This is a genomic window from Micromonospora sp. NPDC049060 (assembly GCF_040649055.1).
Lineage (GTDB): Bacteria > Actinomycetota > Actinomycetes > Mycobacteriales > Micromonosporaceae > Micromonospora > Micromonospora reichwaldensis.
Window position 1 is genome coordinate 15,816 of record NZ_JBEZEV010000042.1, and the last position, 13,392, is coordinate 29,207.

At 73.4% G+C, this 13,392-nt stretch carries 13 protein-coding genes; 9 read left to right on the plus strand and 4 right to left on the minus strand.

All coding sequences use genetic code 11. From position 1 onward, the window contains the following. The first annotated feature begins 3 nt into the window (after positions 1-3). The 3 genes from AB0B83_RS17080 (at position 4) to AB0B83_RS17090 (ending at position 3,134) form a co-directional block, all read left to right on the plus strand. Complete coding sequence (locus tag AB0B83_RS17080) at positions 4-837, plus strand: inositol monophosphatase family protein (RefSeq protein WP_151453458.1); 834 nt, start codon at positions 4-6, stop codon at positions 835-837. 81 nt (positions 838-918) lie between these two features. Beyond that, positions 919-1,830 (plus strand): sulfate adenylyltransferase subunit CysD, encoded by a 912-nt coding sequence (gene cysD / locus AB0B83_RS17085; protein WP_357578995.1) that lies wholly within the window; start codon positions 919-921, stop codon positions 1,828-1,830. Further along, on the plus strand, positions 1,830-3,134 hold the full coding sequence (locus tag AB0B83_RS17090; RefSeq protein ID WP_311413709.1) for a GTP-binding protein: 1,305 nt from the start codon (positions 1,830-1,832) through the stop codon (positions 3,132-3,134). Before cysD ends, AB0B83_RS17090 begins: the two co-directional genes overlap by 1 nt. Positions 3,135-3,258: 124 nt before the next feature. Here AB0B83_RS17090 and galK read toward each other — a convergent pair whose 3' ends face one another. Next, a complete protein-coding gene (gene galK, locus AB0B83_RS17095) occupies positions 3,259-4,419 on the minus strand; it encodes a galactokinase (protein ID WP_357578996.1) in 1,161 nt (386 codons plus the stop codon). Next, complete coding sequence (gene galE / locus AB0B83_RS17100; protein ID WP_357578997.1) at positions 4,416-5,399, minus strand: UDP-glucose 4-epimerase GalE; 984 nt, start codon at positions 5,397-5,399, stop codon at positions 4,416-4,418. The genes galK and galE overlap by 4 nt, the downstream gene beginning before the upstream one ends. 265 nt (positions 5,400-5,664) lie before the next feature. Here galE and AB0B83_RS17105 point away from each other — a divergent pair, with 265 nt between their 5' ends. The 6 genes from AB0B83_RS17105 (at position 5,665) to AB0B83_RS17130 (ending at position 10,232) form a co-directional block, all read left to right on the plus strand. Continuing rightward, positions 5,665-6,600, plus strand: coding sequence for a hemolysin family protein (locus AB0B83_RS17105; protein WP_357579017.1), 936 nt, complete (start codon positions 5,665-5,667; stop codon positions 6,598-6,600). Between the two features lie 33 nt (positions 6,601-6,633). Continuing rightward, on the plus strand, positions 6,634-7,659 hold the full coding sequence (gene trpS, locus AB0B83_RS17110; protein ID WP_357578998.1) for a tryptophan--tRNA ligase: 1,026 nt from the start codon (positions 6,634-6,636) through the stop codon (positions 7,657-7,659). Between the two features lie 46 nt (positions 7,660-7,705). After that, on the plus strand, positions 7,706-8,263 hold the full coding sequence (locus tag AB0B83_RS17115) for a 2'-5' RNA ligase family protein (protein WP_357578999.1): 558 nt from the start codon (positions 7,706-7,708) through the stop codon (positions 8,261-8,263). A gap of 134 nt (positions 8,264-8,397) precedes the next feature. Beyond that, positions 8,398-9,321, plus strand: a complete 924-nt coding sequence (locus AB0B83_RS17120) for a YihY/virulence factor BrkB family protein (RefSeq protein WP_357579000.1) — start codon at positions 8,398-8,400, stop codon at positions 9,319-9,321. After that, on the plus strand, positions 9,318-9,704 hold the full coding sequence (locus tag AB0B83_RS17125; protein ID WP_311413716.1) for a GntR family transcriptional regulator: 387 nt from the start codon (positions 9,318-9,320) through the stop codon (positions 9,702-9,704). Before AB0B83_RS17120 ends, AB0B83_RS17125 begins: the two co-directional genes overlap by 4 nt. 87 nt (positions 9,705-9,791) lie before the next feature. Continuing rightward, positions 9,792-10,232 (plus strand): hypothetical protein, encoded by a 441-nt coding sequence (locus AB0B83_RS17130; protein ID WP_357579001.1) that lies wholly within the window; start codon positions 9,792-9,794, stop codon positions 10,230-10,232. Positions 10,233-10,390: 158 nt separating this feature from the next. Here the strand turns inward: AB0B83_RS17130 and AB0B83_RS17135 are convergent, their stop codons facing one another. Both AB0B83_RS17135 and AB0B83_RS17140 read right to left on the minus strand, forming a co-directional pair. After that, on the minus strand, positions 10,391-12,025 hold the full coding sequence (locus tag AB0B83_RS17135) for a glycoside hydrolase family 13 protein (protein WP_357579002.1): 1,635 nt from the start codon (positions 12,023-12,025) through the stop codon (positions 10,391-10,393). A 214-nt stretch (positions 12,026-12,239) separates the two neighbouring features. Further along, positions 12,240-13,328, minus strand: coding sequence for a LacI family DNA-binding transcriptional regulator (locus tag AB0B83_RS17140; RefSeq protein WP_357579003.1), 1,089 nt, complete (start codon positions 13,326-13,328; stop codon positions 12,240-12,242). Positions 13,329-13,392 lie beyond the last annotated feature (64 nt).

Genomic DNA, 13,392 nt, shown 5'->3' on the forward strand with positions numbered 1-13,392 from the left:
GTCATGGGCAGTCCTCCGATGATCGACGGCGCTTTCGCCCGGTGGCTGGCGGCCCGGGCCGGTCAGGCGCTGCTCGGCCTGCGGTCCGAGATGGGTTTCGCCGACGCGGGAGCGTTGAAGTCGGCGGGCGACAAGGTCTCGCACGACCTGATCCGCACCGAGCTGGCGAAGTGGCGGCCGGGTGACGCGGTCCTCTCCGAGGAGGACGAGGGCTCGCGGCTGGCCTGGGCGGCGGAGGTGAACGCCGAGGCGGTCTCCCGGCTGGCGGCCGACCGGGTGTGGATCATCGACCCGTTGGACGGCACCCGGGAGTTCGCCGAGGAGGGCCGTTCGGACTGGGCGGTGCACGTGGCGCTCTGGGCGCGGGACGCGCCGACGCCGCACGGGCTGGTGGCGGGCGCGGTCGGGCTGCCGGCGCAGCAACGGGTGCTGGGCACCGACTATCCGCCGGCGTACCCGCAGCTGACCCCGGAGGCGGCCGCGGCGCCCGGCGGGCGGACGATCCGCCTGGCGGCGAGCCGGAGCCGGCCGCCGGTGTTCCTGACCGACCTGGCGGAGGACGTCGGGGCGCACCTGGTGCCGATGGGCTCGGCCGGGGCGAAGATCGCCGCGGTGGTCACCGGTGAGGTGGACGCCTACATCCACGCGGGCGGCCAGTACGAGTGGGATTCGGCCGCGCCGGTCGCTGTGGCGACGGCCACCGGGCTGCACGCTTCCCGGATCGACGGTTCTGCGCTGAGATACAACGAGGCGGATCCGCGCCTGCCGGACCTGCTGGTCTGCCGCGAGGATCTCGCCAGTCGGTTGCTTGCAGCGTTGCAGCGTCATTCCGGGTAGCCTGAGCGGCACTTCTTGGCATGCCCGACCGGAAAGGTCTGGAATATCGATGAGCGGATTCGAGCGAAGCGAGCCCGTGTCATGACCGCCCCCGCCGCCTACCAGGTGTCGCACCTCGACGCGCTGGAGGCCGAGAGCATCTTCGTGATGCGCGAGGTGGTCGCCGAGATGGAGCGGCCGGTGCTGCTCTTCTCGGGCGGCAAGGACTCGATCGTGATGCTCCGGCTGGCCCAGAAGGCGTTCGCCCCGGCCAACATCCCGTTCCCGGTCATGCACGTGGACACCGGGCACAACTTCCCTGAGGTCCTGGAATACCGGGACCAGCGGGTCGTCGAGCTGGGGCTGCAACTGGTGGTGGCAAGCGTGCCGGAGGCGCTGGCCAGCGGGCTGGTGCGGGAGTCGGGCGACGGGATGCGCAACCGGATCCAGACGCCGGTGCTGCTGGACGCGGTGGAGAAGCACCGGTTCGACGCGCTCTTCGGCGGCGCCCGCCGCGACGAGGAGAAGGCCCGCGCCAAGGAGCGGGTGTTCAGCTTCCGCGACGAGTTCGGCCAGTGGGACCCGAAGAACCAGCGCCCGGAGCTGTGGTCGCTCTACAACGGCCGCCACCACCCGGGCGAGTCGATCCGGGTCTTCCCGCTGTCCAACTGGACCGAGCTGGACGTCTGGCACTACATCGCGCGCGAGCGCATCGCCCTGCCGTCGATCTACTACGCCCACGAGCGCGAGGTGGTCGAGCGCGACGGGATGCTCTACGCGGTCAACGAGTTCTTCCGTCCCCGGGCGGGCGAGGACCGGTTCAAGGCGCGGGTGCGCTACCGGACGGTGGGCGACGCGTCCTGCACGGCGGCGGTCCGTTCCGACGCCGACACGGTCGAGAAGGTCATCGAGGAGGTCGCCGCCACCCGGATCACCGAGCGCGGCGCCACCCGGGGCGACGACCGGGTCAGCGAGGCCGCCATGGAGGACCGCAAGCGGGAGGGCTACTTCTGATGACCACCGAGACCGTCGCGCCCACGGCCACCGAGACGCCCGGCAGGCCGATGGACCTGCTGCGCTTCGCCACCGCCGGCAGCGTCGACGACGGCAAGTCGACCCTGATCGGCCGGCTGCTCTACGACACGAAGTCGCTCTTCACCGACCAGCTCGCCGCCGTCGAGGCGGTAAGCGCGGCCCGGGGCGACGAGTACACGAACCTGGCGCTGCTCACGGACGGCCTGCGGGCCGAGCGTGAGCAGGGCATCACCATCGACGTGGCGTACCGCTACTTCGCCACCCCCCGGCGGAAGTTCATCATCGCGGACACCCCGGGGCACATCCAGTACACCCGCAACATGGTCACCGGGGCGTCAACGGCGGACCTGGCGCTGATCCTGGTGGACGCCCGCAAGGGCCTGGTCGAGCAGTCCCGGCGGCACGCGTTCCTCTGCTCGCTGCTGCGCGTGCCGCACCTGGTCCTCTGCGTCAACAAGATGGACCTGGTCGACTTCTCGCAGGAGGTCTTCGAGCGGATCGCGGACGAGTTCACCGCGTTCGCCGCGAAGCTCGACGTGCCCGACCTGACGGTGGTGCCGATCTCGGCGCTGCGCGGCGACAACATCGTCGCCCGGTCGGAGAACATGCCCTGGTACGAGGGCCCGTCGCTGCTGCACCACCTGGAGCGGGTGCACATCGCGAGCGACCGCAACCTGGTCGACGTCCGGTTCCCGGTGCAGTACGTGATCCGCCCGCAGTCGACCACCGTCACCGACTACCGGGGCTACGCCGGTCAGGTCGCCTCCGGCGTGCTCAAGCCGGGCGACGAGGTGATGGTGCTGCCGTCCGGGTTCACCAGCCGGATCGCCGCCGTGGAGACCGCCGACGGGCCGGTCGCGGAGGCGTTTCCGCCGATGTCGGTGACCGTACGCCTGGAAGACGAGATCGACATCTCCCGGGGCGACATGATCTGCCGCCCGAACAACGCCCCGGCGGTGTCCCAGGACATCGAGGCGATGGTCTGCTGGATGGACGAGACCCGTCCGCTCCAGGTCGGCGGCAGGTACGCGATCAAGCACACCACCCGTTCCGCGCGGGCGATCGTGCGCGGGCTGCACTACCGGCTGGACGTCAACTCGCTGCACCGCGACGAGTCCGCCGACGGGCTCGGGCTCAACGAGATCGGCCGGGTGCGGTTGCGGACCACCGTGCCGCTGCTCGCGGACGAGTACCGCCGCAACCGCACCACCGGCGGCTTCGTGATCATCGATGAGGCCACCAACCGTACGGTCGGCGCGGGGATGATCGTCGAGGCGCAGTGAGTCCTGCCGACGGGCGGGTGCCGACGCCCGCCCGTCGCCTGCCGGGCTGACCGTGCCCCACGCCGGCAGCCGCCGCTGCCCGCCGGGCGGGCAGCGGCCGGCCGGCGGGTCGCCGCGTCGGTGCTCAGTCCAGCCGGGTCGCCCCGGGGCCGGGCAGGACGGTGACGTGGCCGGGCGCGGCGAAGCCCCGCTCGGCGTAGGCGGCCGTGACGGCGGCGGCGACCGCGTCGGCCCGTTCCGCGTCGACGAGGGCGAGCACGCAGCCACCGAAGCCGCCGCCGGTCATCCGGGCACCGAGCGCCCCGGCGCCCAGGGCCGCCTCGACGGCCGTGTCGATCTCCGGGACGGTGATCTCGAAGTCGTCGCGCATCGAGGTGTGCGAGGCGGTCAGCAGCGGGCCGATCTCGCGTACCCGCCCGGCGCGCAGCAGCGCGACCGTGTCGAGCACCCGCTGGTTCTCGGTGACGACGTGCCGTACCCGGCGGCGGGTCTCGTCCTCGTCGAGCCGGGCCAGGGCGTCGGCCAGCCCGTCGGCGGGGACGTCGCGCAGCGCCGCGACGCCGAGCAGCCCGGCGGCCCGCTCGCAGGAGCCGCGGCGGGCGGCGTACTCGCCGTCGGCGTGCCGGTGCGGGGCCCGGCTGTCGACGACCAGCACGGCGAGACCGGCGGCGTCCAGGTCGAAGGGGACCTGCTCGACGGACTCGTCCCGGCAGTCGAGGAAGAGCGCGTGCCCGGCGCGGCACCGGATCACCGCCGACTGGTCCATGATCCCGGTCGGCGCGCCCACGTAGTCGTTCTCCGCCCGCTGGGCCAGCCGGGGTCGTCGCTCGGCGGGCAGGTCCAGCCCGCCGAGGTCGACCAGGGCGGCCAGCACGGCGGCCTCCAGCGCGGCCGAGGAGGACAGCCCGGCGCCCAGCGGCACGTCGGAGGCGATCGCCAGGCGCGCGCCGGGTGGCGTGTGCCCCGCTTCCCGCAGCGCCCAGACGACCCCCGCCACGTACGCGCCCCAGCCGTCGACCCGGCCGGGCCCGGCCAGCTCGTCGGCGCCGAAGGCGACCGTCTCGCCGGTGAGCTCGGAGCAGACCGTCCAGGTGTCGCCGGGCTGCGGGGCGGCTGCCACCACCGTGCGCAGCGGCAGGGCGAAGGGGAGCACGAAGCCGTCGTTGTAGTCGGTGTGCTCGCCGATGAGGTTCGCCCGCCCGGGAGCCGCCCAGCGGCCGGCGGGCGGCCCGCCGTACGCGGAACGGAAGCCGGCGGTGGCGCGGGCCGCGACGTCGTCGGTCACCGCGGCCCCACGACGTGCGTGCGGTAGAAGGCCCAGGCGTCGGCGACGATGTCGGGCAGGGTCGGCTTCTGCGGCACCCAGCCCAGCTCCTCGCGGGCCAGCGCGGACGACGCGACCAGCTCGGCGGGGTCGCCCTCGCGGCGCGGCGCCACCTCGACCGGCACGGGGTGGCCGGTGACCTCGCGGACCACGTCGACCACCTGCCGGTTGGTGAAGCCGTTGCCGTTGCCCAGGTTGTAGATCCGGTGCTGGCCGGCGGTGGCGGCGCCGAGCGCCAGCAGGTGGGCGCGGGCCAGGTCGGCGACGTGGATGTAGTCGCGCACGCAGGTGCCGTCGACGGTCGGGTAGTCGTCGCCGAAGAGCTGGAGCTTCTCCCGCCGGCCGGCGGCCACCTCCAGCGCGATCGGGATCAGGTGGGTCTCGGGGTCGTGCCGCTCGCCGAGCGCGACGTCGCCGTCGAGGTACGCGCCGGCCACGTTGAAGTAGCGCAGCGAGACGGCGGCCAGGCCGTGCCCGATCGCCTCGGAGGTGAGGGCCATGTCGACGGCGAGCTTGGTGGCGCCGTACGTGTTGGTGGGGGCCTTGACCGCGGTCTCCGGGATCGGCAGCTCGGTGGGGTTGCCGTAGACGGCGGCGGTGGAGGAGAAGACCAGGCGGGGTACGCCGGCGGCCCGGACGGCGTCGATCAGGGCGATCGAGCCGACCGTGTTGGCGTGCCAGTAGAGCTCGGGCCTGGTCATCGACTCGCCTGCGGCGATCAGCGCGGCGAAGTGCAGCACCCCGTCGAAGCCCGCGCCCGGGGTGAGCACCCGCGCGGCGTCGTGGACGGACGCGTCGACGTACGTCGCGTCGGGGGCGAGCGCCTGCCGGTGGCCGGTGCGCAGGTCGTCGAGCACCACCACCTCGTGGCCGGCGTCGAGCAGCATCCGGGTCACCACGCTGCCGATGAAGCCGGCGCCGCCGGTGACGAGCAGTTTCACGTCGGTCTCCTCCTGCCTGGCCGCCGTGTCGCGGCCCGTGTCGTGATCACCCTACGGCCGGTCGCCCGGTGGCCGCCCTCCGTCGGCGACCTTGCCATTCCAGCATGATCCACCAACTTCGAACAGAGCCGAACACGGGCAGCCCGTTGGCGCCGTGCTGTCTACCATCACAGTCATGCGGGAAGCGGATGCTCCCGGGCCGCGGCGACGCGCCCGGAGCCGGCCACGCCGCGAGCCGGGGCCGCTACCCCGGGCCGTCGCCCGGATGGTGGTGCGCACCGCCGACGCCGCCACCCGGGCGGTGACGGCCCTGCTCGGCGCCAGCCCGGCGGCCGGCCGGGAGCGGATCAGCGAGGCGGAGCTGCGCGACCTGGTCGCCGCCAACACCCTGCTCGACCCGGTCGAGCGCCGGATCATCGACGAGGTGCTGGTCGCGGGCGCGAGCCTGGTCCGCGAGGTGATGATGCCGCGCACCGAGGTCGTCTTCCTCTCCGCCCGGCACACCATCGCCGAGGCGGAGCGGCTGGTCCGGGCCGAGACGCACACCCGCTACCCCGTGGTCGACGGCACCCACGACGACGTGGTCGGCTTCGTGCACCTGCGCGACGTGCTGCTCCGCCCCGACCTCGACCCCCGCACCACCGTCGGCGAGCTGATCCGGGAGGTGAAGCGGCTGCCCGGCAGCAAACGGGTGCTCGCCGCGCTCAGCGAGATGCGCCGGGAACGCCACCACCTCGCCGTGGTGGTCGACGAGTACGGCGGCACCGCCGGGATCGTCACCCTGGAGGACCTGATCGAGGAGCTGATCGGGGAGATCCACGACGAGTACGACACCGCCCCCGAGCCGGTGCACGCGGGCCTGCCCGCCGTGGTGGACGGCCGGCTCAACCTCGCCGACTTCGCCGAGCGCACCGGGGTGAGCCTGCCGCCCGGCCCTTACGAGACGGTCGGCGGATTCGTGATGGCCGCGCTGGGCCGGCTCCCGGTCGCCGGCGACGAGGTGGCGGTGACCGGGAGCCCGGCCGGCGACGGCGGCGCGGCACCCGACGACCCGTCCGGCGGATGGCTGCTGCGGGTGCTCACGCTGGAGGGGCGACGGGTGGCCCGGCTCACGGTCACCGCCGGGCGCCTGCCGGAGCCACGGCGCGAGGCCGCCGCCCCGACACCGACGGGGCGGAGCCGACCCGCCGGCCCGTCATGACGCGCACCGGGTCTTGCTGACAGAATTGCCGCCATGTCCGACGTACCCGCCCGCCCCCGCGTCTTCTCCGGCATCCAGCCGACGGCCGACTCGTTCCACCTCGGCAACTACCTGGGCGCCGTGCGGCACTGGGTGGCGTTGCAGAACACCCACGACGCCTACTACTGCGTGGTCGACCTGCACGCGATCACCGCGGGGCACGACCCGAAGACGCTCATGCAGCGCTCCCGGATGGCGGCCGCCCAGCTCTTCGCCGTCGGCCTCGACGCGGAACGCAGCACGCTCTTCGTGCAGTCGCAGGTGCCCGAGCACTCGCAGCTCGCCTGGGTGCTGGGCTGCATCACCGGGTTCGGCGAGGCGAGCCGGATGACGCAGTTCAAGGACAAGTCGCAGAAGCAGGGTGGCGAGCGGGCGAGCGTGGGCCTGTTCACCTACCCGGTCCTGCAGGCCGCCGACATCCTGCTCTACCAGGCCAACGCCGTGCCGGTGGGCGAGGACCAGCGCCAGCACCTGGAGCTCTCCCGCGACCTGGCCCAGCGGTTCAACTCGCTGTTCGGGCCGACCCTGACGGTGCCCGCGCCGCACATCGTCAAGGACACCGCCAAGATCACCGACCTCCAGGACCCGACGGCCAAGATGTCGAAGTCGTCCTCGTCGCCGGCCGGCATCGTCAACCTGCTGGAGGATCCGGCCCGCTCGGCCAAGAAGATCCGTTCCGCGGTCACGGACACGGGGCGGGAGATCGTCTTCGACACCGAGACCAAGCCCGGCATCTCCAACCTGCTGACCATCTACTCGGCCCTGAGCGGGCGCAGCGTCGACGACCTGGTCGCCGCGTACGCCGGCAAGGGCTACGGCGACCTGAAGAAGGACCTCGGCGAGGTCGTGCGGGAGTTCGTCGGCCCCATCCAGGAGCGCACCCGGACCTACCTCGACGACCCGGCGCAGCTGGACAAGCTGCTCGCCGCCGGCGCGGAGAAGGCCCGCGCGACCGCCGGCGAGACGCTGCGCACCGTGTACGAGCGGGTGGGCTTCTTCCCGCCGGTGCGCGGCGAGTAGCGCCCCGGCGCGACGGGTGAGGGCGGACGGGCCGGTGGCCGGAGGGATGACGCACAGCGTGGATCGCAGGGACGGGACGCCGGACGCCGGTGACACCATCGAGATCGGCATCGCGGTCGACATCCCGGAGCCGTGGGGCGGCATGCTCACCCGGCGGCGGGTCGAGGCCGGCGACCCTCGGGTCGTGCCCGCGCACGTGACCCTGCTCGGGCCGACCGAGATCCCGGTGGCGACGCTGCCGACGGTGGAACGGCACCTCGGGTCGGTCGCCGCCGCCCATCTGCCGTTCACCCTGCACCTGCGGGGCACCGGCACGTTCCGGCCGGTGACCCAGGTCGTCTTCGTGGCGGTGGCCGCCGGGATCAGCGAGTGCGAGCTGCTCGCCGCCGCGATCAGCGCCGCCCCCGAGCTGCACCGCGAGACGCGCTTCCCGTACCACCCGCACGTCACGGTCGCGCAGGACGTCGCGCCGGAGGCGCTGGACAGGGCGTACGAGGACCTGGCCGACTTCTCGGCCATGTTCGAGGTCGAGGCGTTCACCCTCTTCTCGCACAGCGGGCAGACCCGGTGGCAGCCGCGCCGGGACTTCCGGCTGGGCGGCTGAGCGGTCGCCCGGGTGCGCCACGAGCGCCACGGCGCCCACTTCGCCGAGGCCGGTGCGGGCCGGAGGACCGCCGCCCGGTACGGGGCGGCGTCCGGTTGCCCGCGCGGGGGCGAAAGATCGGCGAGGATGACGGCGTGAACGTGCTGGGCCGCATCGAGGCGGGTATCGACAGCAGGATCAGCGCCGCGCGCCGCCGGTGGGGCGTCGCGGACCACCTGTGGCGGGCCGGCGTGCTCTACACCGACGTGCTGGGCGGGCGGCTGGCCGCCGCGATCGCCTACTACGGCTTCTTCGCGGTCTTCGCGCTGGCGCTGGTCGGGTACTCGATCTTCGGGGCCATCCTGGAGGACAACGACGAGGTCAGCGACGCCGCCGCCGACTTCCTCCGGGAGAACCTGCCGTTCCTCGACCCCGTGCAGATCGCCGACAGCAGCGGCACGGTCGGGGTGGTCGGCCTGATCATCCTGGCGTTCACCGGGATCGGCTGGGTCGAGGCGATCCGTTCCTCCCAGCGGCTCATGTACGGGCTCAACCAGCAACCCGGCAACCTGGTGGTCCGCCGCCTGGTCGACCTCGGCGTGCTGGTGGTCATCTTCGTGCTGCTCGGCGTCTCGGTGGCGGCGGTGGACACCCTGGAGTCGCTGCTGCGCTTCCTGCTGCGCAGCACCGGCTCGGCGGGCCTGACCACGGTCAGCGCGGTGCTCAGCGTGCTGGTCAACGCGGTGCTGGCCACCCTGCTGCTGGTGGCGGTGCCGAGGCTGCGGATGACCCGGTCCCGGCTGCGCCCCGTGGTGCTGCTGGTCGCGGTCGGCATCACGCTGCTGAACACCGTCGGGCGCTTCTACGTGGTACGCACCGAGCGGAACCCGGCGTACACGGTCGTGGCGGGCGCCGTGGGCCTGCTGCTCTACCTCTACCTGCTCAACCAGCTGGTGCTCTTCGGCGCGGCGCTGGCCGCGACCAGCCCGCGCGGCCGGGTGGTGGACCTGGCGGCGAGCCCGGCGCCGGCCGAGACGGACGCGGAGACGGATCCCGGCACCCCGGGCGGGGCCGGATGAGCGGGGGAGCGGGCGTGCGGATCTCGGTCGACCAGGCCTCGGCGGTGCCGCCGTACGAGCAGGTGCGCGGGCAGCTCGCGGAGCTGATCGGGACGGGCCGGTTGGCGGTGGGCACCCGGCTGCCCACGGTCCGAGCGTTCGCGGCCGACCTCGGGCTGGCGGTCAACACCGTGGCGCGGGCCTACCGGGAGCTGGAGGCGGCCGGTCTGCTGGAGACCCGCGGCCGGCACGGCACCTTCGTCGCGCCCGGGCGCGACGACGCGACGGACCGGTTGCAGCGGGTCGCGGCCGACTACGCCGCCGAGGCCGCCCGGTTGGGCGTGCCGCCCGCGGCGGCGCTGGCCCTGGTCCGCGCGGCGTTGGACGCGGCCCGGCCGGGCTGACGCGCGCGGAATGCCGACAGCCACGACGGCGGTGAAATAGGGGCGAATGCCTCCCGGTCCGGGGGCGTGACGGACCATGATGGGCGCGTGGGCGCACTCGTGACACTGGACCTGCCGGACGACTCGCCGATGCTCGGCCTGCCGTGGATCATCACCTTCGGTCCGCTCGGCGACGTCGACGAGTGGGAGCCGGTGGTCTGCGGCCCCTACGAGCGGCCGCACGCCCTCGCGCTGGCCGAGGCGATCGTCGCCGAGGAGCAGCTGATGGCGGTGGTCGAGCCGCTGCTGCCCGCGGTCTCGGCCGAGGAGATCCGGGGCGAGATCGCCGCGGCGCAGGTCGCCGCCGAGGACGAGGCGGCGCAGCTCGACCAGGCCGACCTCTACGGCGACTTCGAGGACACCATCGACGAGGAACTGGAGGCGGCGGCCGAGGAGGCCGACCGGGCGGAACCGCTGGCCCCGCCCACCGAGGCCGAGCTGCGGGCCGGCTTCGGGCGCATCGCCGCGAAACTCACCGGCGGGGTCTGAGCCCAGCCGGGTGGGCGCATCCAGATGGACGCCGGCGCCGCCGGAGCGGACTCCGATGACGCCGGCGCCACCTCACCCCCCACCACAAGGGGTCGATGGCCCAGTCGCCCGTCGGCGCGGGGCACGACGGACGACCAGGTCGATGACGGGTTACCCGCTCAGCGCCGTTCGAACCAGGCTGCCGCGTCGATTCCGAGCAGATGGCCGGAGCCCTGCCCGGTGAGCGGCTCGCTGGCGGCGATCGGCACGCCGTACCCGTCGATCAGGGCCGGCGCACCGCTGATGTTGACCACGCAGGTCAGCACGGTGTCGCCGGCGGCGCGGCTGAAGGCGAGCACGCCCGGCCCGGCCTCCAACCAGGTGACTCCGCCCGCGTCGGCGGCCAGCGCCGGGTGTTCCCGGCGGATCCGCAGCGCGGTGCGGTAGAGCTCCAGCGTCGAGCCGGGCACGCCGGCCTGGGTGGCGACCGAGAGGCCGCGCCAGGTCGCCGGGGCCGGCAGCCAGCTCAGCTCGCTGCCCTGCGGCCCGAAGCCGTACGGGGCCAGCTCGCCGCTCCACGGGATCGGCACCCGGCAGCCGTCCCGGCTCTCGCCGGTGCGCAGGAACGCCGGGTCCTGGCGCAGCTCGTCCGGCAGATCGAGCACCTCCGGCAGGCCCAGTTCCTCGCCCTGGTAGATGTAGGCGCAGCCGGGCAGGGCGAGCATCAGCAGGGTGGCGGCCCGCGCCCGGCGCAGCCCCTCGGCGCCGTCGCCGTAGCGGGTGACGTGCCGCTGCTTGTCGTGGTTGGACAGCACCCAGGTGGTGGGCGCGCCGACGATCGTCGACTCGGCGAGCGCGGTGTCGATGACCTTGCGGAACGAGTCGGCCGACCAGGTCGCGTCGAGGAAGTCGAAGCTGAACGCCTGGTGCAGCTCGTCCGGGCCGATGTAGCGGGCGAGGCGCTGCGGGGTCTCGGCCCACGCCTCGGCGACCGCCATCCGGCCGCCCGGGTAGCTGTCCAGGATCGGCCGCCAGGCGCGGTAGATGTCGTGCACCTCGTCCTGGTCGAAGTAGGGGAGCCGGCCCTTGCCGAGCAGCTCCGCCTGGCGCTGACCGGTGGTCATCGAGTTGAACCCGACGTCCGGCAGCCCTTCGGCCTTGATCATGCCGTGCGCCACGTCGATCCGGAAGCCGTCCACGCCCCGGTCGAGCCAGAAGCGCAGGACGCCCTCGAACTCGGCGCGCACCTCGGGGTGGCGCCAGTTCAGGTCCGGCTGGGCCGGGTCGAAGAGGTGCAGGTACCACTGGCCGTCGTCGATGCGCGTCCAGGCGGGGCCGCCGAAGATGCTCTCCCAGTCGTTCGGGGGCAGCTCGCCGTTCTCGCCCTTGCCCTCGGCGAAGAGGTAGCGCTCGCGCTCGGCGGAGCCCGGTCCGGCGGCCAGCGCCGCCTGGAACCACGGGTGCGCGCTGGAGGTGTGGTTGGGCACCAGGTCGACGATGATCCGCAGGCCGAGGGCGTGCGCGTCGGTGATCATGTTGTCGAAGTCGGTGAGGGTGCCGAACATCGGGTCGACGTCGCGGTAGTCGGCGACGTCGTACCCGCCGTCGATCATCGGGGAGGTGTAGAAGGGGGTCAGCCAGAGGGCGTCCACCCCGAGGTCGCGCAGGTACGGCAGGCGCTCACGGATGCCCTGGAGGTCGCCGACGCCGTCGCCGTTGGAGTCGGCGAAGCTGCGTACGTACACCTGGTAGACGACCGCGGAGCGCCACCAGTCGTCGTCGGAGGTCAGCGGCGTGGGGTTGCTGACGGTCATCGGTGGCGTTCCCCGTTCTGTGGCGCGGGACGGCGGCACCCGGCGTGGCGCGGGTGCGGGTGCGGTGTCTGAGCAGAATGCCGCCCGTGACTGCAAGAGTCAAGCATTCCTTGCGCAAGAAATGGCGTGGGTCACGGCGCGCGGCGACCCTCGACCGCCCGGCCCTCCCCAGAGCGGGCTGTCAGGGCCGGGACGGCGAGCGCGGGCGGGGCGGTCAGGCCGGGACGGCGAGCGCGGGCGGGGCCGGGCGCTGCCGCGTCGGGCCGCCAGGGGTCGGCCGCGCGGCGTCGGTGGGGGCGACCGCGGTGGAGCCGCGCACCACCAGTTCCGGGCGGAACACGTACTCCGAGTGCGGGGCGGCGTGCCCGTTGATCTCGTCGACCAGGGCCCGCACGGCGGCGACGGCCATCGCGGCCACCGGCTGCCGCATCGTGGTCAGCGGCGGGTCGGTGAAGGCCATCAGCGGGGAGTCGTCGTAGCCGACCACCGACAGCTCGCCGGGCACCGACATGCCGCGCTGCCGGGCGGCCCGGATCGCGCCGAGCGCCATCAGGTCGGAGCCGCAGACGATGCCGGTGACGCCGCGCTCCAGCAGCCGGGCGGCGGCGGCCTCGCCACCCTCCACACCGAACAGGGAGAGCTCGGCCAGCTCGTCGAGGCCGGCCTCGTCGACGCCGACCAGCCGGCCCATCGCGGCCCGGAAGCCGGCCACCCGGCGCTGCACCGGCACGAACCGGTCCGGTCCGGTGATCAGGCCGATGCGGCGGTGCCCGAGCGCCACCAGGTGGGCCACGGCCAGCTCGGTGGCCTCGCCGTCGTCGCAGGAGACGAAGGGCGCGGGAATGCCGGGCGCGTACCCGTTGATCATCACGACGGGCAGCGGGCGGGCGATCAGGGCCCGGTAGCGGTCGTGGTTGGCGGCGGTGTCGGCGTGCAGGCCGGAGACGAAGACTATTCCGGAGACCTGCCGGTCCAGCAGCATCTCGACGTACTCGTCCTCGGTGACCCCGCCGGCCGTCTGGGTGCACAGCACGGGGGTGAAGCCGCTCTGCGCCAGGGTCGACTCGATCACCTGGGCGAAGGCGGGGAAGATCGGGTTGTCGAGTTCGGGGACCACCAGACCCACGAGGCCGGCGCTGCGCTTGCGTAGCCGGGCCGGGCGCTCGTAGCCGAGCACATCGAGGGCGGTGAGTACGGCTTGCCGGGTCTCGGGGGCCACTCCCGGGCGGTCGTTGAGCACCCGCGACACCGTGGCCTCGCTGACTTCGGCCTGTTGGGCGATGTCGGACAGTCGAGCGCGCATGGGCGCACTTTAGCTCAAAGGCAAGTTCTTGCGTACACTTCTGCAAGCCCTTCCATTCTCTGCA

Bases quoted from the DNA above. Each gene is read 5' to 3' on its own strand.
- AB0B83_RS17080 (WP_151453458.1), top strand. From the start codon at position 4: ATGGGCAGTCCTCCGATGATCGACGGCGCTTTCGCCCGGTGGCTGGCG.
- cysD (WP_357578995.1), top strand. From the start codon at position 919: ATGACCGCCCCCGCCGCCTACCAGGTGTCGCACCTCGACGCGCTGGAG.
- AB0B83_RS17090 (WP_311413709.1), top strand. From the start codon at position 1,830: ATGACCACCGAGACCGTCGCGCCCACGGCCACCGAGACGCCCGGCAGG.
- AB0B83_RS17105 (WP_357579017.1), top strand. From the start codon at position 5,665: ATGGTGGTGCGCACCGCCGACGCCGCCACCCGGGCGGTGACGGCCCTG.
- trpS (WP_357578998.1), top strand. From the start codon at position 6,634: ATGTCCGACGTACCCGCCCGCCCCCGCGTCTTCTCCGGCATCCAGCCG.
- AB0B83_RS17115 (WP_357578999.1), top strand. From the start codon at position 7,706: ATGACGCACAGCGTGGATCGCAGGGACGGGACGCCGGACGCCGGTGAC.
- AB0B83_RS17125 (WP_311413716.1), top strand. From the start codon at position 9,318: ATGAGCGGGGGAGCGGGCGTGCGGATCTCGGTCGACCAGGCCTCGGCG.
- AB0B83_RS17135 (WP_357579002.1), bottom strand. From the start codon at position 12,025: ATGACCGTCAGCAACCCCACGCCGCTGACCTCCGACGACGACTGGTGG.
- AB0B83_RS17140 (WP_357579003.1), bottom strand. From the start codon at position 13,328: ATGCGCGCTCGACTGTCCGACATCGCCCAACAGGCCGAAGTCAGCGAG.